At 73.4% G+C, this 23040-nt stretch carries 27 protein-coding genes and 1 pseudogene; 13 read left to right on the plus strand and 15 right to left on the minus strand.

Annotated elements, in window-relative coordinates:
* Positions 1-9: 9 nt before the first annotated feature.
* From ACFVXK_RS19475 to ACFVXK_RS19500, 6 genes are all read right to left on the minus strand, one after another.
* Positions 10-171: a hydrophobic protein gene (locus tag ACFVXK_RS19475; RefSeq protein ID WP_389613252.1), complete on the minus strand. Its 162-nt coding sequence runs from the start codon at positions 169-171 to the stop codon at positions 10-12.
* A gap of 69 nt (positions 172-240) precedes the next feature.
* Positions 241-480: a hypothetical protein gene (locus ACFVXK_RS19480; RefSeq protein ID WP_389613254.1), complete on the minus strand. Its 240-nt coding sequence runs from the start codon at positions 478-480 to the stop codon at positions 241-243.
* A gap of 16 nt (positions 481-496) precedes the next feature.
* Positions 497-1801, minus strand: coding sequence for a ferric reductase-like transmembrane domain-containing protein (locus ACFVXK_RS19485; protein ID WP_389613255.1), 1305 nt, complete (start codon positions 1799-1801; stop codon positions 497-499).
* Between the two features lie 322 nt (positions 1802-2123).
* Positions 2124-3173, minus strand: a complete 1050-nt coding sequence (locus tag ACFVXK_RS19490; protein ID WP_389613257.1) for a cation diffusion facilitator family transporter — start codon at positions 3171-3173, stop codon at positions 2124-2126.
* A 128-nt stretch (positions 3174-3301) separates the two neighbouring features.
* Complete coding sequence (locus tag ACFVXK_RS19495) at positions 3302-4576, minus strand: serine hydrolase domain-containing protein (protein WP_389613259.1); 1275 nt, start codon at positions 4574-4576, stop codon at positions 3302-3304.
* A 140-nt stretch (positions 4577-4716) separates the two neighbouring features.
* Positions 4717-5151 (minus strand): type IV pili methyl-accepting chemotaxis transducer N-terminal domain-containing protein, encoded by a 435-nt coding sequence (locus ACFVXK_RS19500; RefSeq protein WP_389613261.1) that lies wholly within the window; start codon positions 5149-5151, stop codon positions 4717-4719.
* A 192-nt stretch (positions 5152-5343) separates the two neighbouring features.
* Here ACFVXK_RS19500 and arr point away from each other — a divergent pair, with 192 nt between their 5' ends.
* The gene (arr, locus tag ACFVXK_RS19505) at positions 5344-5754 is read left to right on the plus strand and encodes an NAD(+)--rifampin ADP-ribosyltransferase (RefSeq protein ID WP_389613263.1); all 411 of its coding nucleotides are present in this window, start codon (positions 5344-5346) and stop codon (positions 5752-5754) included.
* 100 nt (positions 5755-5854) lie between these two features.
* Here the strand turns inward: arr and ACFVXK_RS19510 are convergent, their stop codons facing one another.
* Positions 5855-6724, minus strand: coding sequence for a YihY/virulence factor BrkB family protein (locus ACFVXK_RS19510; protein ID WP_389613265.1), 870 nt, complete (start codon positions 6722-6724; stop codon positions 5855-5857).
* 131 nt (positions 6725-6855) lie between these two features.
* The gene (locus ACFVXK_RS19515; RefSeq protein ID WP_389613267.1) at positions 6856-7200 is read right to left on the minus strand and encodes an STAS domain-containing protein; all 345 of its coding nucleotides are present in this window, start codon (positions 7198-7200) and stop codon (positions 6856-6858) included.
* A gap of 187 nt (positions 7201-7387) precedes the next feature.
* Between ACFVXK_RS19515 and ACFVXK_RS19520 the strand changes: the two genes are divergently transcribed.
* The 3 genes from ACFVXK_RS19520 (at position 7388) to ACFVXK_RS19530 (ending at position 9721) form a co-directional block, all read left to right on the plus strand.
* Positions 7388-8305, plus strand: a complete 918-nt coding sequence (locus ACFVXK_RS19520) for a SigB/SigF/SigG family RNA polymerase sigma factor (RefSeq protein ID WP_389613322.1) — start codon at positions 7388-7390, stop codon at positions 8303-8305.
* Between the two features lie 260 nt (positions 8306-8565).
* Entirely contained in the window at positions 8566-8979 is a 414-nt protein-coding gene (locus tag ACFVXK_RS19525; RefSeq protein ID WP_389613269.1) for an ATP-binding protein, read from the plus strand.
* A 106-nt stretch (positions 8980-9085) separates the two neighbouring features.
* Positions 9086-9721, plus strand: a complete 636-nt coding sequence (locus ACFVXK_RS19530) for a VOC family protein (RefSeq protein ID WP_389613271.1) — start codon at positions 9086-9088, stop codon at positions 9719-9721.
* A gap of 49 nt (positions 9722-9770) precedes the next feature.
* Here ACFVXK_RS19530 and ACFVXK_RS19535 read toward each other — a convergent pair whose 3' ends face one another.
* The 4 genes from ACFVXK_RS19535 to ACFVXK_RS19550 all read right to left on the minus strand — a co-directional run bounded on the left by ACFVXK_RS19535 (position 9771) and on the right by ACFVXK_RS19550 (position 12509).
* Positions 9771-10520, minus strand: a complete 750-nt coding sequence (locus ACFVXK_RS19535; RefSeq protein WP_389613273.1) for a restriction endonuclease — start codon at positions 10518-10520, stop codon at positions 9771-9773.
* Positions 10521-10660: 140 nt separating this feature from the next.
* Positions 10661-11653 (minus strand): L-threonylcarbamoyladenylate synthase, encoded by a 993-nt coding sequence (locus ACFVXK_RS19540; protein ID WP_389613324.1) that lies wholly within the window; start codon positions 11651-11653, stop codon positions 10661-10663.
* Positions 11654-11793: 140 nt separating this feature from the next.
* Complete coding sequence (locus tag ACFVXK_RS19545; RefSeq protein WP_389613274.1) at positions 11794-12186, minus strand: VOC family protein; 393 nt, start codon at positions 12184-12186, stop codon at positions 11794-11796.
* Positions 12183-12509: an ArsR/SmtB family transcription factor gene (locus ACFVXK_RS19550; protein WP_389613277.1), complete on the minus strand. Its 327-nt coding sequence runs from the start codon at positions 12507-12509 to the stop codon at positions 12183-12185. The genes ACFVXK_RS19545 and ACFVXK_RS19550 overlap by 4 nt, the downstream gene beginning before the upstream one ends.
* Before the next feature lie 105 nt (positions 12510-12614).
* Here ACFVXK_RS19550 and ACFVXK_RS19555 point away from each other — a divergent pair, with 105 nt between their 5' ends.
* The 4 genes from ACFVXK_RS19555 (at position 12615) to pip (ending at position 15395) form a co-directional block, all read left to right on the plus strand.
* Complete coding sequence (locus ACFVXK_RS19555; RefSeq protein WP_389613279.1) at positions 12615-12920, plus strand: hypothetical protein; 306 nt, start codon at positions 12615-12617, stop codon at positions 12918-12920.
* A gap of 194 nt (positions 12921-13114) precedes the next feature.
* Entirely contained in the window at positions 13115-13732 is a 618-nt protein-coding gene (locus ACFVXK_RS19560; RefSeq protein WP_389613280.1) for a hypothetical protein, read from the plus strand.
* Positions 13733-13798: 66 nt separating this feature from the next.
* The gene (locus ACFVXK_RS19565) at positions 13799-14335 is read left to right on the plus strand and encodes a hypothetical protein (protein ID WP_389613281.1); all 537 of its coding nucleotides are present in this window, start codon (positions 13799-13801) and stop codon (positions 14333-14335) included.
* 61 nt (positions 14336-14396) lie between these two features.
* Positions 14397-15395 carry a prolyl aminopeptidase gene (pip, locus tag ACFVXK_RS19570; protein WP_389613283.1) on the plus strand — a complete coding sequence of 333 codons (999 nt, stop codon included), beginning with the start codon at positions 14397-14399 and terminating at the stop codon, positions 15393-15395.
* A 70-nt stretch (positions 15396-15465) separates the two neighbouring features.
* Here the strand turns inward: pip and ACFVXK_RS19575 are convergent, their stop codons facing one another.
* Both ACFVXK_RS19575 and ACFVXK_RS19580 read right to left on the minus strand, forming a co-directional pair.
* On the minus strand, positions 15466-16557 hold the full coding sequence (locus tag ACFVXK_RS19575; RefSeq protein ID WP_389613285.1) for a polyprenyl synthetase family protein: 1092 nt from the start codon (positions 16555-16557) through the stop codon (positions 15466-15468).
* A 179-nt stretch (positions 16558-16736) separates the two neighbouring features.
* A complete protein-coding gene (locus ACFVXK_RS19580) occupies positions 16737-17195 on the minus strand; it encodes a hypothetical protein (protein ID WP_389613287.1) in 459 nt (152 codons plus the stop codon).
* A gap of 174 nt (positions 17196-17369) precedes the next feature.
* Between ACFVXK_RS19580 and ACFVXK_RS19585 the strand changes: the two genes are divergently transcribed.
* Complete coding sequence (locus ACFVXK_RS19585; protein WP_389613289.1) at positions 17370-18011, plus strand: GNAT family N-acetyltransferase; 642 nt, start codon at positions 17370-17372, stop codon at positions 18009-18011.
* A 66-nt stretch (positions 18012-18077) separates the two neighbouring features.
* On the opposite strand, the pseudogene ACFVXK_RS19590 reads toward ACFVXK_RS19585, so the two are convergent.
* Positions 18078-18824: pseudogene (locus ACFVXK_RS19590) on the minus strand (DUF5937 family protein); the annotation flags it as partial.
* A 34-nt stretch (positions 18825-18858) separates the two neighbouring features.
* Between ACFVXK_RS19590 and ACFVXK_RS19595 the strand changes: the two are divergent.
* From ACFVXK_RS19595 to ACFVXK_RS19610, 4 genes are all read left to right on the plus strand, one after another.
* Positions 18859-20136, plus strand: a complete 1278-nt coding sequence (locus tag ACFVXK_RS19595) for an MFS transporter (RefSeq protein ID WP_389613291.1) — start codon at positions 18859-18861, stop codon at positions 20134-20136.
* A gap of 149 nt (positions 20137-20285) precedes the next feature.
* Positions 20286-21272 carry a deaminase domain-containing protein gene (locus ACFVXK_RS19600; protein ID WP_389613293.1) on the plus strand — a complete coding sequence of 329 codons (987 nt, stop codon included), beginning with the start codon at positions 20286-20288 and terminating at the stop codon, positions 21270-21272.
* Between the two features lie 91 nt (positions 21273-21363).
* On the plus strand, positions 21364-21555 hold the full coding sequence (locus ACFVXK_RS19605; RefSeq protein WP_389613295.1) for a hypothetical protein: 192 nt from the start codon (positions 21364-21366) through the stop codon (positions 21553-21555).
* 266 nt (positions 21556-21821) lie between these two features.
* The gene (locus tag ACFVXK_RS19610) at positions 21822-23021 is read left to right on the plus strand and encodes a PQQ-binding-like beta-propeller repeat protein (RefSeq protein WP_389613297.1); all 1200 of its coding nucleotides are present in this window, start codon (positions 21822-21824) and stop codon (positions 23019-23021) included.
* Positions 23022-23040 lie beyond the last annotated feature (19 nt).

Raw genomic sequence — 23040 nt, forward strand, 5'->3', positions numbered from 1 at the left:
GCGTACGGGCTACCAGCGGTACCAGCGGCCGCTGCCGCCCCGCGGGCGGGCGACGAAGCCGAGCAGCCACAGGACCAGCACGGCGAGGGCGATCCACCAGAGCACCTTCACCGCGAATCCGACCCCGAAGAGGATCAGGGCGAGCAGGAGAACCAGAAGCAGGGGAACCATGATTATCAACCTCCGGAGCCGCTCCTGCCCTCGCACCGCCCCACCATGCGCCTGATGTTTATGTGTTTCCTACCGGCCGGAGCGGACAGAAGAGTCCGCCGGATTCGTCGGTGCGGCCGGATCGACCGTCATCGTGATGCCCGTCGCGGTCAGCACGCTGGCCAGGGCGAGGCCGAGGGCGAGCCGGCGCGAACGCGCGGGGCCCCGGTGCCGGGCGGGGGTCCGGCGGCGGGTGCGGGGCGACCCGGCGGGCTGATGCGTGCGCTGGTTCGCGGGCTCGTTCGTGGGTTGGTTCGTGGGCTGGTTCATCGACAGGATCAGGTCCTCAGGAGGTGAAGCACTCGGAGTGGATCCGCCCGGAGGGCACGCCTGCGCGGATCAGCGACGCCGTCGTGGCGTCCGTCATCCCGGGCGGCCCGCACAGGTACACGTCGTGGTCGGCCAGTTCGGGCACGAGCGAGCGCAGCGCCTGCGGGGCGAGCGGGTCGTACGCCTCGTCGGAGCGTCCCACCAGGTAGTGCAGGGCCGCCTGGCGCTCCGCGGCTATGGCTTCCAGCTCGTCCCGCAGGACCAGCTGGCCCGCGTCACCGGCCCGGTAGAGCAGCGTGAGGTCGCCGGGAGCGGCGGGCAGCGCCTCGAACAGGGCCCGCATCGGTGTGATCCCGATGCCGCCGGCGATCAGCAGGACCTTGGGACGGGTGCGCCGCCGGCGGGTGAGCGCGCCGAACGGGCCGGTGGCCAGCACCCGGGTGCCGGGACGCAGCCGCCGCACCCGCCGGGAGTGCGCGCCGAGCGCCTTCACCGTGATCCGCAGGCAGTCGTCGTGGACGGGCGCGGAGAGGGAGAAGGGCAGGGCGGTGTGCCACAGGCCGCGCCGCAGGAAGCGCCAGCGGAAGAACTGGCCCGGCTCGGCACGGAGCTCGCGGAGCCGGCCGCCCCGGATGGTCACGGAGACCACGTCCGGGCCCTCGCGTTCGACGGTGGCGACGCGCAGCCCGTGCCGCAGGGCCTGGCGCACCGGGACGACGCCCCGGTACCAGAGGAGCAGGACGGCGACGACGGTGTGCAGCAGGGCCCAGAACCAGGTGGTGAGGGAGGTGACGGCGACGTCGGGGCCGGCCAGCTGGTGGACGAAGCCGAGGGCGGCGGCGAGGTAGGCGAGCAGGTGGATGCCGCGCCACGTCTCGTGCGGGATCCGGCGGCGTACGGCCCTGGCGGAGGCGAGGCCCACGCCGGCGAGCAGGGCCGCTCCGGCGTAGGCGGCGGCCACGGCCGGGTACCCGAGCAGCTCCCTGTTGGCCGTGACCAGGTCGGTCCCGCCGCGCAGGGCGTACACGAGGAGGGCGAGCAGGCCGTGGGCGGCGACGAGGAGCAGTGCCCAGCGGCCGCCGAAGGCGTGCCAGCGGGCGAGGCGGTCGGCGCCGACGCCGTGTTCGACCGCCGGGACGCGTGCCATCAGGAAGAGCATGACCAGGACGCCGTAGCCGGCGAGGAGTCCGGTGAGGTGCGCCCCCGCACCGATGAGATCGTCGGGACGGGCGGACGGCTGCACCTGGGCGGCCCACAGGAGGACGACGGCGGCCGCTCCGGCTGCCAGGCCGGCGCGCAGCCGCTGGGGCGCGGTCTTCATCGGCGCACGTCCCTTCCACTGTGTGATCGGCGTGATCCCCCGGTCACGGTGCCGGGACGGATGCCGGAATCGACCGGCGGGGACCGGTAGCAGTGGCAACTATGTGCAAATTCGCTCGCGCCAGGCAATGACGATCTCCGTGGGATGACCTCGGTCACGCACGCCGATGGGGGTCGAGTGTCCCGTTATGCGGAGTTATGGAATGTGCCGGGCGACCCGGCCGCACTCGCCGTCTTCGCCTCTTCGGCTTTGCGTTTCCGCAGGACAGACACACCGGCTCGGGGTCCCTACCACGCACCGGCAGGGCCCCTTGGGGAACTCTTTACGCTTCCGGTGCCCGTTCCTGCGGCCGGGCGGCCGCGGCGGACCGGCGGGCCGCCGCGGCGTCCGTGACGTCCAGGAAGACCTGGTCCAGCTCGGGCCAGCGACCCTTCAGGTCGTTGCGGACGCGCACCATCGCCTCCTCGACGGTCTCGCTGTCGTAGCCGGGCGTCAGGTCGATGCCGGCGGCGAGGAGCACCGCGTCGGGCCCCAGCCTCATGGTCAGCAGTGCGGTCACGGAGTCGATCTCGGGCTGTCCGTCGAGGAAGTCGTGGACCTCGTCCCGCAGGCGCGGATCGGCGGCCTCGCCGATCAGGTGGGCCCGGGCGCCCTTGCCGAGCACGTACGCCACGTACACGAGCAGGAGGCCGATGAGGACGGAGGCGCAGGCCTCGTACGCCACCTGTCCGGTCGCCAGGTGGAGTGCCATCCCCGCCATCGCCAGGACCACGCCCACACAGGCCGTGCCGTCCTCGGCGAGCACGGTCCGCAGGGCCGGGTCGCGCCCGGCCCGCACCTCCTCGGCCAGCCCGTGTCCGGCGGCCCGTGCGGCCCGCCGGACCTGGAGGACGGCGCGCAGCAGCGAGCCGCTTTCGGCGAGGAGGGCGACGAACAGGACCGCCAGGCCGATCACGTACCCCTCGTGCGTCTCCCCGCCGCCGCCGTGGAAGGCCTCCACTCCCTGGAACACCGAGAAGCACCCGCCGGTGACGAAGATCCCGACCGCGGCGAGCAGCGACCAGAAGAACCGCTCCTTGCCGTAGCCGAAGGGATGCCGCTCGTCGGCCGGGCGCCGGCTGCGGCGGACCGAGGCCAGGAGGAACACCTCGTTGAGGCTGTCGGCCACCGAATGGGCGGCCTCCGAGAGCAGGGCCGGTGACCCGGCGACCACCCCTCCCACGGCCTTGGCCACGCAGATCACGAGGTTTGCCGCGAGGGCCACCCACACCGTGACCCGGGTCTCGCCGTCCCGTCCGGCCTTCGCACCCGTGGGTGTCGGGGGCCGCCGTAGGCCGCCGGCACGGGCGCCCGCGTCCCGCTGTACGGCCATGATCCGCTCCTTCGCCCCGACCGCGGCGCCCGGCCGCCTCCGCGCGTCACCTTTCGCCGTTGCTCGCTGGAGCGGGGTTCAAACATCGCGTGGGCGTCCGGCGCCTCGCGGGCGGGCGGGCCGGTGCGTCAGCGCGTGGGCGACGGGGTCGTGTCCTTCTGGGCGGCCGCCGGGAGGTTGTAGACGTGGCCGGGGGTCAGGACGCTGGTCAGCGCCTGGCCGAAGACCGTGCTCGGTTCCTCCTGCTGCGGCCCGTACGGGATGTCGGTGTTGAGCAGGACCACCATGGTCGCCTGCTGCTCGGGCAGGTACATGGTGAGGGACTGGTAGCCCGGCAGCGAACCGTTGTGGCCGATCCAGCCCTGCACGTCGAAGATGCCCAGGCCGTAGCCCGCACCGGGGATGCTGGTGGGCGGGGTCTGGAGGCGCTGCTTCTGCAGGTCGGGGGAGACCATCCGCGAGCCGTCGGGGAAGACGCCGGTGGCCAGGGTCTTCGCCCAGATCCGCAGGTCGTGCAGGTCGGAGATCATCGCGCCGGCGGCCCAGCCCCAGGAGGGGTTCCAGTCGGTGGCGTCCTCGGTCTTCCCCGACGCCGTCTGCTGCGTGTAGCCCTGGGCGTGCGGGGCGGGGAACGAGGCGTCGTCGGGGAAGCTGGTGCGGTTCATTCCGGCGGGGCGCAGGACGTGGTCGCGGATGTAGGCGGAGAGCGGCTGCCCGGACTGCTTCTCGACCACCAGGCCGAGCAGGATCAGGTTGGTGTTGGAGTAGTTGAACTGCGCGTTCGGTGCGAAGATCACCGGCTTGGGCGCTTTGAAGGCGTAGTCCAGCAGTTCCCGGGGGGCGAAGTGCCGCGTCGGGTCGGTGGTGAGCGCCTTGTAGAAGGTCTGCGTCGCCGTGTAGCTGAGCAGTCCGCTGCGCATGCCCGCGAGTTCCCGCAGGGTGACCTTGTCGCCGTTGGGAACGCCCTTGACGTACGTGCCGATGGGGTCGTCGAGGCCCACCTTGCCCTGCGCGGCGAGCTGGAGCACCGCCGTCACGGTGAACGTCTTGGTCTCGCTGCCGATGCGCGAGTACACGTCCGTCGCCATCGGCTGCTTCGTCGCCTTGTCGGCGATGCCGAAGGCCCGCGTGTACTCGCCCTTGCCGGGTGCGGATATCCCGACGACGACGCCCGGGACCCCGGTCTTCTTCAGCACGTCCTGGACGGCCCGGTCCAGTTTCGCGGCCGTGGCGGCGTCGAGGGCGGGGAAGCCGCCCGCCGGGGAGGGCTCCGCCGAGGCGGTCGCCCGGGGGGCGGGTTGCGGCTGGTGGGCGAGGGCCCCGGCCGCCGGGAGGGCCAGGAGGCCCGCCGTGGCGAGTCCCACGCAGGCCTTCCGGTACCGGCGCTTCTCTGCACGGCTCACGGCGGCCTCCTCACCGGCCTGGACCTGGCGTCCTTCCCAGGTTAGGCGGGGTGGTGGCCGCGCGCAGGGCGGAACGGACGGCGCCGAGCCCGCTACGGCGGCCACCCTGCTGCGGCTCTACCGGCGGAGCCCGCCGGCCGTCAGCACTTGAGACCGGTCGAGGCGTCCGTCGAAGCCTCGTCCAGCTTCTGGATCTGGGGCTGGAGCTTGGTGAGCGCGTCCTTGCCCGTGGTGTCGCCCGGCAGGGCCTCGTAGCCCTTCTTCAGGTTCTCGGCGGCGTCCTTGACCGCCTCCTGCTGCGCCTGCTTCATCTTCGTCAGGTTCTCCTTGACGTTCGACCAGTCCTTCTGGACGGCGTCGTAGGCGTCCTTGACCTGGTCCTTCGTCGCGGAGGACGGGTTGAGGGCCTTCAGCTTGGCGTTGTCCGCCTTGAGGGCGTTCAGGTCGGTGCACAGGTCGGCCGCGGCCTTGGTGGCCTGCTCCTCGGCCGCGTTCTCGTCCTTGTTGTCGGAGCAGGCGGCGAGTCCGAGCACGGCGCTGACGCACAGAACACCGATCAGGGGCAGTCGCTTCATGGAAGGCCTTTCTCACGGGGACGGGAGGGGAGGAACACGACCTTTCGGCTCTCTCGGCAAAACTAAGCAGCAAGCGGACACCACGCATCCGTACGACGCCCGTTCGGAGTCACCCTGCGCCGCGCCGCCGGCCTGCACGGGCGGCCGTAGCCTCCCCCGCCGCCGCGAGGCGCCCTTTGATAACCTGCGCCGATGGACGAGGTGTTGGACGCGGGACCGTTCTTCCACGGCACGAAGGCCGAGCTGCGGGTCGGAGACCACCTCACGGCGGGTTTCCGTTCCAACTACCGGCCCGAGATCGTGATGAACCACATCTACTTCACCGCGTTGCGCGACGGCGCCGGGCTCGCCGCCGAACTGGCCGCCGGCGACGGGACACCGCGCGTGTACGCCGTCGAACCGACCGGGGAATTCGAGAACGACCCCAACGTCACCGACCGGAAGTTCCCCGGCAACCCCACCCGCTCCTATCGCAGCAGGGATCCGCTGCGCATCGTCGGCGAGGTCACCGACTGGACGCGGCAGACGCCCGAAGCCCTCCAGGTGTGGCGTGACCGCCTGGCCGCGATCCGCCGGGACGACCGCGCCGAGATCATCAACTAGGGGCCGCCCCGCACCTGTTCGACGAGCGGCAGCGCGCGGCGGGCGGCTGAGCCGGACCGGGCGGGGCGGGGCGGTGGGCGTGATCGGCCACTGCCCCCCCCTACTCGGCCCGGCGGGCCAGCACTGCGTTGAACTGGGCTCCGGCGAGGAGGGCCAGGTTGGTGACCCAGAGCCACACGAGGAACACGACGGTCCCGGCCAGTGAGCCGTACAGCCGGCTGTAGGTGCCCGCCTCGGCGTAGAGGGTGAACAGGCCCGACGCGGCGAGCCAGAGCAGGGCCGCCAGGACCCCGCCGGGCAGGCAGCGCCGCGTTCCACGGGCCTGGGCGGGACCCGTGCGGTAGAGGACGAGGACCAGGGCCGTGACGACCAGGAGCAGGACCGGCCACCGCAGGAGGGCGAGCGTCTCGCCGCCGGCGTGATCGGTGGCCGCCACGAGCCGGCGGACCACGGGACCGGTGGCGACGAGGCTCGCTGCGCCCGCCACCAGCAGGGCCAGCAGCGCCGCGGCCGTCAGGGCCAGGACGTGGGCCGAGCGCAGGGGCGGGCGGGTGTCGGGCAGCCGGTGCATGGCGTGCAGGGCGCGGCGGAAGACCGCCAGGTAGCTGGAGGCCGACCACAGGGCGCTCAGGACCGCGCTGCCGAGGAGCAGCCAGAGGGAGGACGGACCCGAGGTGAGGCCGTCCAGCGCCTCCCGGAGCACCTGGGCCGACTGGGGAGGGGCGTACGAGGTGAGGTCGAGGATCAGGCGCTCGCGCGTGCCTTCCCCGGCGAGCCCGACGAGGGAGACGCACACGAGGAGCGCGGGCACCAGGGCGAGGACCGCGTAGTAGGTCAGCGCCGCCGCGTGGTCGGCGACGTTGTCGTCCCAGAGCCGTACCGCGGTGCGGCGCAGGGCCGCGGCGATCCGTCTGGCGGTGGTCCGGTGTCCGGGGGCGCGCCGGAGCGCGGGGAGGGTCTTCGTCGTCACGCACCGCTCTTGCCCCGGGCGTCCCGAGCCATCCGCGGAACTCCGGCGGGGGCGGTCACCCGTCGGGGCCGGCCGGCGGGTTCCGGGGGGCGGCGGGCGGACACACGCGGGGCGGCGGGACCTCGCGGCCGTCACGCGTCGAGAGCGGTCCGGACGTCGGGGTACAGCGAGAGGATCGTGTCCGCGCCCGTCAGGGCGAACAGGCGGCGCAGCTGACCGCCCGGTGCGGCGATCCGCAGGGCCGTCGTGCGACGCACCCCCAGGAGCAGGTTGAGGAAGGACGAGTCGCCGAAGGTGACGGCGCTCGCGTCGAGGACCACCACCGGGTGCCGGTCCGCAGCGGCGGTCAGGGCCTCCTCCAGTGGCGGCAGGGTGTCCTGGTCCAGTTCTCCGCGGGCGACCACGACCCAGCCGGGCCCCGCCGCGTAGCTGTCCTCGACCACACCGTCGTACGGCACGTCCTCTGCTCCGCTCATGTGCGCCTCCCCGATCGGGTCACCGTACGGGGTCCGGAAGGGAGTATGCACGCTCGACCACCACGGGGCGGCGCCCAGGGCCCCGCGCGTACGCGGAGGAACCGGCGTGCCGAGGCAGGCGTGCGGGCCGGATCCCTGGGCATGAGCGCGGTCGGCAGCCAACGACCACAGGGAGGGAACGGCCATGATGTCCCGTTCGGCCGCATTCGTCACCCCCGATCACGCGACGGACCGCCGGATACCGGCCGACGTCGCGACCGCGGAGGGAGCGCCCCCGTCGGGGGTCCTGCCGCGCGTGGAGCTGGCGCGCGAGCTGTCACCCGCGGACGCCCGGGAGCTGTCACGGCTGTTCCTCGCGAGGCTGCGCACTCTGGAGGAGGGTACGCGCGCGTACCAGTACGTCCGCAACACCCTCATCGAGATGAACCTCTCCCTCGTGCAGTTCGCCGCCCGCCGCTTCCGGGCCCGGGCCTGCGGCGCCGGGACCGACATGGACGACATCGTCCAGGTCGGCACCATAGGCCTGATCAAGGCCATCGACCGGTACGACCCCGAGCGCGGAGTGGAGTTCAGCACGCTCGCACTCCCCTACATCACCGGCGAGATCAAGCGGCACTTCCGCGACACCACCTGGGCGGTCCACGTGCCGCGCCGCCTCCAGGAGCTGCGCACCGAGCTCGCCAAGGCCCAGGAGGCCCTCACCGACGAGCTGAAGCGGGCCCCGACGGTCGGGGAAGTCGCCCGGCACCTCGGGATGTCGGAGGAGGAGGTGATAGAGGGCCTGGTCGCCGCCAACGGCTACACCAGCGGCTCCCTGGACCTCGCCTGCGAGGAGGACGAAGCCCCGGGGACGGGCCGTCCCGCCCGGGCGCTGGCGGACAAGCTGGGCGACACGGATCCGGCCATGGAGCTGTTCGAGGACTTCCACACGCTCGCTCCGCTGCTGCGGGAGCTCAGTGCGCGGGACCGGCTGATCCTCGGCATGAGGTTCGGCCAGGAGAGGACGCAGGCGGAGATCGGGGCGGAACTCGGCGTCTCGCAGATGCAGGTCTCCCGGCTGCTCTCCCGCATCCTGGGCCGGCTCCGCGCCGGCATGCTCACCTAGGGGTTCCGGTGGCACCGACCGCCGCCCTGCCGCCGGAAGGCCGGGGAGGTGCGCGCCCTCGGCCCCCTTCAGGGACCGCATGTGAACGACGTCCGGGAACGCGGCACATTACACTGTCCCGACGCTCGAAGGCGCACCGCGACGGAGGCCGTCGGGGCCCGTGCGGTCGCCACGGAAAGACAGCCACGCAACGGTGGGGGTGGAGCACAGTGAAAAGCAGCGGGCCGCCGGCCGGCCATCCACCGCGCAAGGAGTCGCCGGTGACGCGCCAGCGGCGGTACCTGGCGCTGGACGGTGCCCGGGGCCAGGTCGCGAAGGGGCGCGACTTCACCCGGGAGGCGCTGCGCGACCGGGGCTGGGACCGGACCGAGAGCTCGGAGGACTGCCTTCTCGTGGTCTCGGAGCTCCTCACCAACGCGAACCTGCATGCCGGCGGGTGCCTCCAGCTCGTCCTCACCCTCGGGGACTCCCTGCGCATCGAGGTGGTCGACGCCTCCCCGGTCCCCCCGCGCCCCGCCGCGTCCCCCCGGCGCGGCGTTCCGGGCGGCCACGGGCTCTACATCGTCGACCGGCTGTGTGACCGCTGGGGCTACGAGGCCCAGGGTCACGGGAAGGTGGTGTGGGCGGAGATCGAAGGAGCCCGGCTGGTCTCCGGCGAGGCCGCCGGGGCCTGAGCCCGCTCCTCGGCGACCAGGAGGACCTGCCCCGGCGCGTCGAGTGCGGCGGGCGTGGCGGGCGTGGCGCCGGGACTTGTGCGGGTCGTGGGGCCATGATGGCGCGGTGCGACTTGATCATGTGTCCTATGCGGTGGCCCGCGACAGCTTCGTGTCGACCGTCCAGTGGATCGGATCGGCCCTGGGCGCCGGATTCGTGGACGGTGGGGTGCACCCGCGGTTCGGTACACGCAATTTCATCCTCCCGCTGAGCGGCGGCACCTACGTCGAGGTCGTCACCACCCTCGACCACCCCGCCGCCGACCGCGCGCCCTTCGGCCAGGCGGTGGCGCGCCGCGCCGCCGAGGGCGGCGGCTGGCTCGGCTGGGTGGTCTCCGTCGACGACATCGCCCCGGTCGAGGCCCGCCTCGGCCGCACCTCGTCCGAGGGGCACCGGGTCCGTCCCGACGGGTTCGACCTGAAGTGGCGGCAGATCGGCCTGCTGGAGCTGCTGGAGGACCCGCAACTGCCCTACTTCCTGCAGTGGCTGGTGCCCGACGAGGAGCGTCCGGGCGCCGACCCGCGTACTTCCACCACCATCCACGGGGTCTCCATCGCCGGCGACGCCGCCTCCATCGCCGAATTCCTCGGCGAACCGGCCGACCACCCCCTCGACCAGATCGACGTCACCTGGGTCGAGGACGAGGAACCGGGCCTGGTCTCGGTCGAGTTCGCCACGGCCCACGGCACGGTCACGATCTGACCCCGCCCCTGGCCCTGGCACCGGCACCGGCCGGCCCCGCGGGCCGTCCCTACCTGCGGCGGCCCACGGGGTCCGCGGCCGGGGTACTCGTGCCGGCTTCCCAGGGCGGAGGGGTTCGCTGTTCGGTCCAGGCGGCCAGCGCCTCGCCGTCGACGTGGACGATCCCGCAGGTGTCGGCGTATTCGACGGCGGGCGCGGTGAAGGAGCTGGTCGTCACGAGCACGGCGACGTCGGCCTCGTGGACCGTGAAGCAGGTCCCGCCGAAGCGCTGGAGGTCCTGCGAGCCGACCCGGTGGTCCTGCGCGTAGTGCTTGCACTGGATCACCACGCGGCTGCCGTCCGCCGCCGTCGCGACGACGTCGGCCCCCAGGTCGCCCGCGCCGCCGACCACCTCCACCGAGGTGCAGCCGTCCCGGGCGCACAGCGCCGCCACCGTGTGCTCGAAGCCGTCGGCGTCGGCCCCGACGTGGTCGAGGGCCTCTTCCCCGACCTCGGGGAGGTCCGCGGGTGCCGGAGCGCTCCGGCCGGCCCATGGGTCGCGGGGCCCGGGACGGCGCCGGGCGGGTGCGAGGCTCCACTTCGCCAGGAGCACACCGAGCAGCAGCACGGCCAGAGCGGCGACCGGGGCCAGGGGGAACCTGACGCCGTCGGCCGACACGGCCCTCACGAAGGCCGTCACGCCCGCGGCGGCGGTGCCGAGCAGCCCGAGCGCGAGCACCACGTCACGCCCCGGACCGGGCCGCCGCGCGGATCCGGCACCTCGTACGGACACGGGCCCGTCCTCGTCGGGCGTGGTCATATGGGCCCCCTCTCCCCCGGTGACACCGCGGTTCCCCAAGCCGTTCGAACGCGCTTATGGCCGGGAGGAGGGAGCTCAAACCAGGTACGGGCACCCTGCCGGCTGCGGGGTGCCCGTCACGAGGAGGTCGGGCCGGCCGGTCAGGCTCCCGGGGTGGCGGGATCCGCGTCCGAGGGGCGGGGGCCCGCGGCGCGGCGGAGCCGGTTGGCGATCGCGGCGCCGAGCCCCTCTTCGACGGGGAGGGAGGCGATGATCAGGTCGCAGCCCCGCTGGTCGAACGCGCGCAGGAGCCCGTACAGCTCGCGGGCGTAGGCGGCCGTCGAGGCGGGGACCGCCACCACGGCGTGCGCCTTCACCGGAGCGTCGGCGAAGGCGGCGGGCAGGAGGACACCCACCTGATGTCCCCGCTCCTGCGCGAGTTCCGCTTCCGCGACGACCTTCTCGGGCTCGACGAGGACGACCCGCGCGCGCGGCGCGTAGTGGGAGGGGTGCTGGCCCGGCACGCGGACGGGGGCGGCCGAGGGAGCCGCCGGCGCGTACCCCAGGGCCGCTTCGATGTCCTCGGCCGTCACTCCGCCGGGGCGCAGGATGCTCGGGACCCCGGAGGTGAGGTCCACGATGGTCGACTCGACGCCGACCTCACAGGAGCCGCCGTCCAGGACGAAGTCCACGGCGTCGCCGAGTTCCGCGTGGACGTGGTGGGCGGTGGTGGGGCTGACCGAGCCGAAGCGGTTCGCCGACGGAGCGGTCACTCCGCCGCCGAACGCGGACAGCAGGGCGAGCGCGACGGGGTGGTCGGGCACGCGCACGGCCACCGTCTCCAGCCCGCCGGTCGCTTCGAGGGGCACCCGCCGTCCGCGTCGCAGGACCAGCGTGAGGGGACCCGGCCAGAACGCCTCGGCCAGCACGCGTGCCGTCTCCGGCACCTCTTCCACCCAGTCGCCGAGCTGCTCACCGTCGGCGATGTGCACGATGAGGGGATGCGTGGGCGGGCGGCCCTTCACTGCGAAGATCCTGCCCACGGCGGCGGGATCCTCCGCGTTGGCACCCAGACCGTAGACGGTCTCGGTGGGCAGGGCTACCAGGCCGCCGGCGCGCAGCACGCCCACGGCCTTCTCGATGTCGTCGTTCATTACCGTCACCCACCCATTTTCGCACCGCCCGGCCCCCGGCTCGGCCGGGCCCGGATCCGGCGCCCGGAGCTCGTGGGCCCCTGGACGGGCCGCCCTGCCGGCCCGGGTGGCCGGGCCCGTCCGCTGACGGCGGAGCGTGGCTACCCGGGCTGCGTGGCGAGCTGGATGAGGTTGCCGCAGGTGTCGTCGAGGACGGCGGTGGTGACGGGGCCCATGTCGAGGGGCTCCTGGGTGAAGCGGACGCCCAGGGCGCGCAGGCGGTCGTATTCGGCGTGCACGTCGTCGACGGCGAACTGGGCGAGGGGGATGCCGTCCTGGACGAGGGCGTCACGGTAGGGCTTGACGGCCGGGTGGCCGGCGGGCTCCAGCAGGAGTTCGGTGCCGGCGGGGTCGTCGCGGGAGACGACGGTCAGCCACCTGTGGGTCTCCCCCAGTGGGACGTCGTGCTTCTTCACGAAGCCGAGGATCTCGGTGTAGAAGTGCAGGGCCTTGGCCTGGTCGTCGACGAAGACGCTGGTCAGGTGGATTCTCATGGGGTGTCCTCGTGGGTTTCGGTGGTGCTTTCGGTGGTGGTTTCGGTGGTGTGCGGCAGCGGCCATCGCTCCAGGATCCGGCGCAGTGGCGCGGTGTTCAGATCATGGAACTTGTAGCGGCCCTCGCGCCGGGACTCGACGAGCCCGGCGGCCTCGAGCACGGCGAGGTGCTGGGAGACGCCCTGGCGGGACAGGGAGAGCTGGTGCTTCACGCCCAGGCGCGAACAGATCTCGAACAGGGTCTGCCCGGACTTCTCCACGAGTTCGTCCAGGATGATCCGGCGGGTGGGGTCGCCCAGGGCTTTGAAGAGATCGTCGGCCACCACTCCACCGTAGGCAAGCCTGGACTTGCCTACCAGTCGGGGCGGCGGCCCGTGTGAAGATCATGCCGTGGCGCGCGTACAGACGGTCGAGCCGGGGGGGCTGGGATGTTCACGGGGAAAACGGCGCGGCTGGTGGTCCGCAACGACGGCGGGGAACCGCTCGAGCTGACGGTGGAGCCCTGGGCGGACATCCACCGGATCCCGCCGAAGGAGACCTGCGTCGTCGTCACCCATTCACCGGCGGGAGATGCCCCTTGGAGCGGGACGTCGTACGGCGACGAGCCGTTCGAGGTCGAACACCGGCCGGACTCGCTCACGGTGTGGGCGTACGGCCACTGCTTCCATCTCGGCGACAGGCAGGGTAACCCGATCTACGCGAACACATTCGGGGGCGGATGCCCTGCGGGCTGAAGTGGCCGGCGCGCGATCGGCGGTGGGTGATGTGACCACGTGGGATGCCTGGCTGGCCTACCTGCGCTTCGGCCGACGCCGCTTCGACACCTCTTCCTGCTCGACCGTGTATGCGGAACGGGCGTAGGCGTAGCCCGGTGGACGCCGGGCGCCTGATGGGCTTGCCGAAGCTCCGGCTGCCTATGCTGCGGCTCATGGGACTCGACCTGACTCTGTTCATGGCGGACTGGGAGCGGTTGGGCGCGATGCCCGTCGGGGAGCGGATCGACGCGCTGCACGACGCCGTCTGGCCTCCCGGCGACGACGAGAGCCTGCGGTGCCCGCAGTCCCGAGGGTGGTGGTGGCCGCCGGACCCGGAGGGCGGGTGGTGCGCCGTGTACGAGTTCTTCACCACGACCGGTTCCTACCGGCCGCACTCCCGCGCGGGCGACGGGTGGGCGGACATGCGGCCGTTGGTCGACGCGCCCGTGCGGGAGGCCATGGACGCCTTCCTCTCCGGTCTCATCTGGGATGAGGATCCGGACGAGGACCCCGCCCTGAGCGGAGGAGAGGGGTTCTTCCCGCCGTCGAGCGACCCCTGGCGTCCGCGCCTCCTGCTGGTCTGCCCTCCGGAGGCGATGGAGCGGAAGGTGTCCGCCTGGAAGGCGGCGGAGCCGTGCCTCGACGCGCTGCGCGCGCCGTTCGCCGCCGAGTGCGAGGGCTGGGTGGGCCGGCCGGACACCTTCGAGGGGTTCACCGCGCTCCTGCGTGAGTGGGGCGATGTGGTCGGGGAGGCCGCCGGACGCGGTTGGGGGCTGGTGGGGGTGCCGTAGCCGCGGCGGCGCGACCGGTTCCGTGCGTGGCGTCGGCGGCGGACGTCTCGAACGTAGACTCCCCCGGTGATGGAGATCCTGGAGAACCTGGACGTCCTGTCCCAGCCGCACCTCGACCTCACGGCGATCCGGATGGGCGGCATAGCCCTGGGAGCGCCCGCCGGCAGCATTCCCCGCCACAAGATCCTCGAGGCCCAGTCCTCCGTGGTCGCCCGGTACCGCGGCGGGGACGACATCGACAGCGAGTACCACGACCGCGACGGGCGGCGGCTGACGCTCGACCAGGTCATCGACCACACGGTCCGTTCGGACGGATTCCTTTACTGCGCCGAGGAACTGACCTACAAGGTCAGTGCCGGGCTGGTCGTCGGCTTCGCGATCTACGGCCCGCACCTGTCCCATTTCGCCCACCTGACCTCGTACGAGGACCTGCTGGATACGTTCGGCACCCCCGACGTGGTGCGTGAGGAGGGGGCGTACGGCGACCTCATGGGCTACGCCCTCTTCTACTGGGGCGCGCGCAAGCAGGTGAAATGGGACGCCACCGGCCATCGGGTGAGCCTGATCAACGTGGGCGACTTCAAGGGGAACGCGGGGCCGTGAGCGGGCCCGGCGGCGGACGAGCCGGCGGGCCGGGCGTCGTCCTCGACGGAAGGGAACGAGAATGCGCGCGTTGTACCCCCCGATCGAGCCGTACGAGACGGGCATGCTCGACGTCGGTGACGGCAACCTCCTGTACTGGGAGGCCTGCGGCGATCCGGACGGCAAGCCGGCGCTCGTGGTGCACGGCGGCCCGGGTTCCGGCTGCGGCACCGGCGTGCGGCGGTACTTCGACCCCGAGCGGTACCGGGTCGTCCTGTTCGACCAGCGCGGCTGCGGCCGCAGCACCCCGCACGCGAGCGACCCCGCGACCGACATGCGGCACAACACCACCGGGCACCTGATCGCCGACATGGAGCGCCTGCGCGAGCACCTGGGGATCGACCGCTGGCTGCTGTACGGCGGCTCCTGGGGCTCCACGCTCATCCTGGCGTACGCCGAGGCGCACCCGCGGCGGGTGTCGGAGATCGTCATCCCGTCCGTGACGACCACCCGGCGCTCGGAGATCGACTGGCTCTACCGGGGTGCGGGCCGTTTCTTCCCCGAGCAGTGGGAACGCTTCCTGGCGGGTGCCCCCGGCACTCCGCCCGACGGGGACGTCGTCGCCGCGTACGCGCGGCTCACCGAGCACCCGGATCCCGCCGTGCGGAACAAGGCCACCGCCGACTGGTGTGCCTGGGAGGACGCGGTGCTCTCCGGGGAGACGAACGGCAGTTCCCAGCCGTACGGCGACCGCCCGCCGGCCGCGCGCCTGGCCCTGGTCCGCATCTGCGCCCACTACTTCTCGCACGGCGCCTGGCTGGAGGAGGGCGCCCTGCTCCGCGACGCCCCTCGGCTCGCGGGCATCCCGGGGGTCCTGGTGCACGGCCGGCTCGACCTGGCGGGCCCGCTCGACACCGCGTGGGAACTCGCCCGCGCCTGGCCCGACGCCGAGTTGGTCGTCGTCGAGGGCGCCGGTCACCTGGGCGGCGGGACGACCACCGCCCACGTGCTCGGCGCCCTCGACCGCTTCGCCGACCGGCCGGCCGCAGGGACGGGAGGGGCCGCGGGTCCGGTCAGCTGAACCGGAAGGCGCCTTCCTCGGCGTCCTCGGACCGTTCGTCACCCGTGCGGCGACCCGGGGGCCGCGTTCGCTACCGGTCCCGGGTGACGCTCCAGGCCGGCATGTGCTCGAAGAAGGCCACGGCGTCCGGCCGCCAGCGCTCCCGCCAGGTCGCGGCCTGGGCCGCGGCCCGGCGTGCGTGGTGCTCGGCGTCGGCCTTCAGCTGCCGGTCGATGCCGTGCGCCCGGGCGATGCCGCGGATGCGGTCGAGGGTGTCTTCGTCGCAGGCCGGGTCGCCCAGGGCGGCGTCCAGCACCTTGCGTTCGCTCGCGTCGCAGGCGGCCAGGAAGGCCCGGACGGCGTAGCTGCGGCGGCCGGAGCGGATGTCGGAGCCGACCGGTTTGCCGAGGGATCCGGGATCGCCGAACAGGTCGAGCCAGTCGTCGTGGATCTGGTTGGCGATGCCCAGGGCCGTGGCGTAGCGGCGCAGTTCGCCGTCGTACGGGGCGAGGTCGGCGCCGGCGGCGAGCAGGCCCAGGCGCAGCGGGGCGAGGACGGAGTAGCGGGTGGACTTGTACTCGGTGACCTCGTGCAGGAGCTCGGTGTCGGGTTCGGGGTGGAAGTCCCGTTCCAGGTCGAGGAGTTGTCCCGCCACGGTGGCGGCCGCGGTGTCGGCGTGGACGGCGGCCATGGCCAGGGCGCGGTCGGGGGGAAGTGCGCCGGTGAGCAGGACGCGGCCGGCGAGGAAGGCGGCCAGGTCGCCGGCGAGGACGGCGAGGGCGAGCGCGGTGTCGGGCCGGTCCGGGAAGTCCTGGCGGTAGGCGTAGTAGGTGGAGGGGCCGCCGCGGCGCGTGGGGGCGTCGTCGATGATGTCGTCGTGGATCAGGCCGTGGGTCTGCAACAGCTCGATGCTGATGGCCGCCTCGTCCAGACCGGGAACGCTCTCCCCGGTGACCAGGGCCGCGGCTTCGTGGAGGAGGACCACGCGCAGCCGTTTGCCGCCGCGCAGCGACAGCTCGCGGACCAGCTGGAGGGCGCGGGTGGGGAAGGTGCCGCGCCGGGGTATCTCCAGGCGGCTGTCCGCGGGGTCGGTCAGGGAGTCGAAGTAGGAGGCGAAGCGGGCGTCGAACCGGCGCTGATGGCCGGCCGCGCGCCGCCAGGCGGCGGTGATGGCGTCGTTCACCGGCCCAGCCTGCCATGTTCCTCGGACCTGGCGCGGCGGCGCCCTGCCGGTCCGGTTGCGCGCCGGGGCGGTGGGGCGGCGCCGTGTGGTCGTCCGGCTGTTGTCGCCCGGGCCGGCGGCTGCCGCGCTCGTGCCGGTCGCGGGGTCCCGCGACCGGCACGTCACCGCGGTGGCGGCCGTCAGTCCGTGAGCTTGTACTTGCAGGGCTCGGCCGACTTGCCGGCCTGGTTGTCGGCGACCTGCTTGCCGTCGACCTTGATGGTGCACGGGGCGGGAACGAGCATCCCGTCCGTGCCCTTGACCGAGCCCGGCACCACCGAGACGGTGACGCCGACCTTGAGCTCGGCGTCCACCAGCTGCATGGACTCCGTCTTCGTCCAGGGGAGCGTCACCTGGTCGAAGTGGTTGGAGTTCCCGTTCCACATGACCTGCGCCGCGCCGGTGCCGCCCACCTCGAAGACCACCTCGTGGACGACGCCCTTCTTCTTCGCCGTCGAGCCCTTGGCGCCGCCGCTCGACGGGGCGCTCGGTGCGGCGGGCTCCTTGACGGGGTCGGCGTCCTTCTTCCCGGCGCCGCACCCGGTCAGCAGCGCGGCGGCTGCGAGCAGGCTGATGGTGAGGGTTGCTGTCTTGCGCATGCGTGTACGTCCCCGTGGGTCAACTGCGTTACCTGTGCTGGACAAGACCGTAGATCACGGGCTCCGGCCGTACGACATCGCCCGGTGGGGGCGCCGGATATGGGGTGCCTCTTGCCGGACCTGGGTGCTGTAATGATCCCGATGGGGATGGGATCATTACACGTGGGGGGAATCATGCCCGAGGAGCAGCTCACCGGCCGGGTGAGGCAGTGGGTCGACGGATGGGTCGTCTCGCGCGGTGCGGCCGATCCCGTCGACGAACCGTGGGGGTGGACCGTCGCGGTGGGGAACGCGAAGGAGGTCGCGCGGCATGTGGTGCCCGTGCCGGAGGAGGCCGGCGTGCGGAAGCTCGCCGCCACCGCCCCGCCGGGGACCTGGCTCAAGCTGTTCGCTCCGGACGAGGTGGTGCGGCCCTGGGCGGGGGACGGGTGGGAGTCGGGCGGCGCGGGCTTCCTGATGACCCTGCCCCTCGCGCCCGCGGCACCGGGCCCGCCGCCCGCCGGGTACACCGTGACGACGTGGGGCCGGGGCGGGGTGGTCAAGGTCCTGGTCCGCGCCGGGGACGGGCGGCTCGCCGCCCGGGGGCAGGCGGGGCTGGCCGGGCGGGTCGCGGTGCCGGACCAGATCGAGACCGCCGCGGACCAGCGGCGCCGGGGCCTGGGCGCCCTGGTGATGCGCACGTTGCAGCACGCCGCGTGGGAGGCGGGGGCGCGGGACGGGGTCCTGGTGGGCACGCCCGACGGCAGGGCGCTGTACGAATCCCTGGGCTGGACCCTCCGCTCCCCCATGGCGAGCCTGAGCCGCCGCGCGGACTGAGGCGGGCGGCGGGGCCGGTCGGGGCACGGCGCCGCCTCCGCCTGGACCGGACGTCCCGTCACGCCCTCAGCGGAGTACCGCCGCCAGCAGGTCGGTGCCCAGTGCCGTCAGGTCCGGGAGGTTGAGGGTGTAGCGGACGTACCGTCCCTCGCGGCGGCCCGCGAGCAGGCCCGCGCGGCGGAGCAGGGCCAGGTGGCGGGAGACCTCCGGCGGGGTCATGTCCCAGGCGTGGGCCAGTTCGCCGTTGGTGTGCGCGCCACGGGCCAGGGTGCGGAGCAGGCGCAGCCGGGCCGGGTGGGAGAGGGCCTCCAGCCGGAGGGCGACGGTGTCCAGGGAGACGGGCTTCGACGGGCCCGGCTCGGCCACCGGGTACTGGACCACCGGCTGCCAGCCGGGGGCGTGGACCACGGCGAGGTGGGGCCGGCCGAAGACGCTGGGGATGAAGGTGACGCCGGCGGCGTGGGCGTGCGTCACCTTGTCCAGCAGCTTGTCCACGAGGATGCCGTCGCCGTCCGGGGCCAGGGTGACCGCGCCGGAGACCGAGGTGAGGGCGGCTGCGGGGCCCTGCCGCTTCAGCAGGTCGTTCTTGAGCCGCAGGTCGGTGGCGAGCCGCACGGCGGCGTCGGCCCAGGCCGCGTCGAAGAAGGCCTCGGCGCAGGCCTCCAGGGTCTCGCGGACGCGTGCACGTACCGCCGCCGGGTCCGCGAGCAGCCGCTCGGCGAACGCCTCCTGGCGCGGGCCGCGGGCCTGGGCGAGGTCCAGGGCCAGGTCGCGGGCGGCGGCGCTATTGAGGGGCGACGGGCAGCTGAGGTGGCCCGGCCGGGCGGCCGAATTCAGTGTTCGGTCCATGACAGCCACGAGCACCGCCCCCGCCCCTTCCCCCTCCCCCACCCCCAAGGTCGGACCGCGCGCCCTCCTGCGCGCCTGCGGCGGCCCCCGTTACGCCGTCGCCCTGGCCGTCGACGCCCTCGGCACCGGCCTGCTGAGGCCGTTCCTCCTGCTCTACGGAGTGACGGTGCTCGGGCTGTCGGCCTCGGCCACCGGCCTCGCCATGACGGCCGGCATCGTCACCGGGCTGCTGTGCGTGCCCGCGGTCGGGAGGTGGCTGGACCGGGGCGCCCGCAGCACGGTCGTCGCCGCGTCGATGCTGGTACGCGTGCTGGGCGTGGCCGTGCTGGTGGCTACCCCGCCGGGGCGGGTCTGGCCGTTCGCCGCCGCGGCCCTGCTCCTCGGCATCGGCAACCAGGCCTGGCCGGCCGCCCATGCGGCCCTCGTCGCCACCCTCGCCCACGGGCGGGAACGCGACACCGCCCTCGCGGCCGGACGCGCCCTGCGCAACGCCGGGCTGGGGGCGGGGGCGCTCCTCGCCATGGTCTGCCTGGCGGGCGGGACCTCCGCCCTGCGGGCGCTGGCAGGGGTCACGGGAGCGGCGTACCTGGTGGCCGCCGTCCTGGCCTGGTCGGTGCGGATGCGCGCGAAGGTGCCGGAGGCGCTGCCGGAACGGTCCTCCGGTACGGCGGGGCGGGAGGGAGCGCCGCCGCGCATGCGCGCCCTCCTGGCCGCCAACGTGGTGTACGTCTTCTGCCTCAACGTCCCCGAGATCGCCCTCCCGTTGGTGCTGCTGACGCAGCTGCACGCCTCGCCCGTGTGGTCCGCGGCGGTCTTCGTCGCCAACACGGTGCTGGTGGTCACCCTCCAGGTCCCGGTCACCGTCCTGATGGCCCTTTACGCCCGGCGTACCGCGCTGGCCGTCGCCGGCGTCGTCCTCACCGTCTCGTACCTCGGCTTCCTCGTGGTGACGCTGCTCGGCGGGGCGGGCGGGCACGGGCAGGGCTGGGCCGCGGCCGGTGTCGCGGCCGTCTCCGTCGTCTGCACCCTCGGCGAGATCGTCCACGCCGGCAGCGCCACCGCCCTGGTGACGGCCCTCGCCCCGCCCCGGGTCCTGGGACGCACGCTGGCCCGCTTCGCACTCTCCTCCGGTTTCGGGCTCGCCGTCTCACCGGCCGTGATCACCGCCCTGGCGCCCCACGGCCCGACCGCCCTCTGGGGCAGCCTGGCCGCGGCCACCCTCCTGTCCTCGGCGGCCGTCGCCGCCGAAGCGGACGGCGCGACGCCGCAGGAGTGAAGGGCGCGGCCGTGGCCGGGATTGGCGGGTCCCGCGAAGGGGAAGTCACCAGGGGCCGCCCGGCGGGGGCCCGTCCCGCACGCCGCGCGCAAGGGCCCGTGGGGGCGGCCGCCCGGTACATCCTGTGACGGAGTGGGGGAGCTCGGCACATGACCACCGCCGCATTCACGAACAAGGCGATCCTGACGTACTCGATCACCTTCATCGGGTATCCCGACCTCGAAGGGGAGTTCCGCAGCGCCTCGCACCAGGAGCCCCGCGGGGACAACTACTACAAGGACATACCCGAGCCCGCCGACTGGACCGGCGCCCTCAGGGGCCGCCAGCACGGCAGGGACGCCGAACGCCAGGCGGTGAACCTCCTCGCCGACGCGATCTACCGGCACCTGGGCTGTACGAGCACCGCGGACTACAAGGCGCGGATCGGAGCGGTCCGCAAGGGCACGCTGGACGTGTACTCCGACATGGGCCCGTGCCACTCCTGCCGGTCGGTGATCAAGGACTTCCGCAGCGACTTCCCGGCCCTGACCGTCCAGGTCCGCTACCGCAACGCCGTGCACGGCGGCGGCTCCGCGGCCCTGATCTCGGCCGGCGGTGGGCTGTACGGGGCCTACGGCGTCGGCGACGCCGCGCAGGGCCGGGACGGGCTGTGGGCCAAGACCTTCCCGGGCAGCCCGGTGGCCGCGGCCACCGGGACGTTCGACGTCAAGTTCGCCGGGGGGAAGGCCGGCAAGAGCTACCGGGGCGGGGCGACCGCCATCGACCGGCAGCCGCACGCCTCGTACCTCTACCCGGCGCCGAATCCGGCACCGGCCGCGCTCGACGAGGTGACCGCCGTGCTGGACGGGATCGCCCTGGACCTCAGCGCCCAGATGGTTCCCGAGCCGTTGATGCGCCCGCAGTCCTTCCGGCAGTGGATCCAGGGCATCGAACGGGGCACCGTCCGGCTCGACTGCGAACGGGGGCCCGTCAAGGAGGGCCGGATCGCGGTCGCGGCGTTCATCAAGGACTTCCCCCACGTGGCCGTCGAGGTGGCCTACCCCGGCGCCGCGGCCCAGGCCGACGGCTGCGGCTACTCCGACGCCACCGCCCAGGGCGACGGGTCGTGGCTGAGGACCTTCCCCGCCTCCTCGTGAACCGGGCGGCTTTCACTCAGCGTGTTTAACTGCTCGCCGTTCGGTAACAACACGTGGTGACAGGCAGTCAGAATCGACGAAAGGAAGGAACATGGCCCTCGTCACCGTGCTCATCCTCGTAGCCGTCCTCACCCTCGTCGCCCTGCTGGCCCTGGCGCCCAGCGTCCCGGCACGGCGAAACCCCTTCCCCGGACGTCACCGCCGCACCACCGACGGCCGCGCCCCCGCGCGCGGCCTGACACACCTCCCCCACCAGCGGAACTTCCGCCACCACGCCCGCTGATCCGGCTCGTGGGGGGCGGCGTCGAGGAGCGCCGGCCCACCCCGCACCGACAGTGCTTCAGATGCCTCCGGACACGTGGCGATCACCGCACGGCTTATGGTGATCGTTTGGTGTCTGCGAGGATGGGGTCCTTCGTGAAATCGGCGTTCAGGCAACGGTGTTCGGTATTCGTGGCGGTGTTGGCGCTGACCGGCGCCGCCGGTTGCACGACGGGGTCCGATCGTGCCGGCGCGGCGCCGCCGGCGGCCGGCAAGGGGGCGCCGGCCATGCCCGCGCGCGTCGCTCACGATCCCCCGGCCGCCTTCGACGCGCGGGCCGGTGTCGTCCTGCCGCCGGAGGCGACGTCCGGGCTGATCAACGTGGCCGGGACGTGGATCTCCGACGGGCGGCCTCCCGTCGCGCTGCACCGGGACAAGGTCTTCATCGCCACCCAGGACCGCGTCCTGGTCTTCGACACGGCCCTGCGCATGACCAGGAACCTCATCGGGCCGCAGGCCGAGCCGTTCACCCGGCTCACCGGTTCGAGCGTCAACACCGCCTCCGCACCCCACGTCACCTCGGGCGCCTCGCCGCTGCTGCTCGCCCCGTTCCTCGTGCGCCAGCCCGGGTCGGGGACGAAGGCCGCGCGCAACGAGGTCGAGCTCGTCGCCGCCGACGCCGCCACCGGGCAGGCCGCCTGGCACCTCACGCTGCCGTTCCCCGAGTGGGGCAAGGACGGCTCCTACACGCCCGGGGTCGCCGTCGTCGGGTCCTCGGGCAGCGTCGCCGTCGTCACCGCCACGTACGACTCCGTCTCCTACCACGCGAGCACGACCTACGCCGTCGACCTCACGGCCCGCCGCCTGCTGTGGACCCAGGACGCCTTCGAGGCGGCCGCGGTCACGGACGGCCTCGTGACCGGTCCGGTCCGCGACAACCCCCTGTACGGTGCCGGCTCACACGCGTCCGGCCGAGACCTGGCGACCGGTACGGAGCGGTGGCGCGGCGAGGACCGCAAGGAGCTGGCGCTGCAGCCGGCCGGGCCGCATCTGCTCCTCGCCCAAGGACGTGACGTGTCCGACTACCAGAAGAAGTACACCCAGTTCCTCGACACCGCCGACGGGACCGTCAAGCAGGACCTGCCGAAGGAGAACTCCGGGTCGCGCTGCCGGCCCGACGGCGAGACCACCGTCGTCTGCACCGGCGGCTCGAACGGCCCTTCCGTCACGGCGTTCGACGCCGCCACCGGCGCGATCCTGTGGAAGCTGCCGGACAGCGGCGCCGGCCGCATCGCACCGGAGGTGACCTCCGTGTGGCACGGGCGGGTCTACGGCCGGACGCCCGACGGTTCCGTGGCCCTGGACGCCCGCACGGGAGCGGACCTGCCCGCGCCGCCGGGCGTCGCCCCCGTCTTCGTCAACGGCTACACCGGTGTGGCCCTCGCCCCGGAGGGACATCGGCTGATGGCCTACGCGACCACCGGCTGAGCGGGCGCACCGCCGGCTC

The sequence above is a fragment of the Streptomyces sp. NPDC058157 genome (assembly GCF_042884105.1).
Lineage (GTDB): Bacteria > Actinomycetota > Actinomycetes > Streptomycetales > Streptomycetaceae > Streptomyces.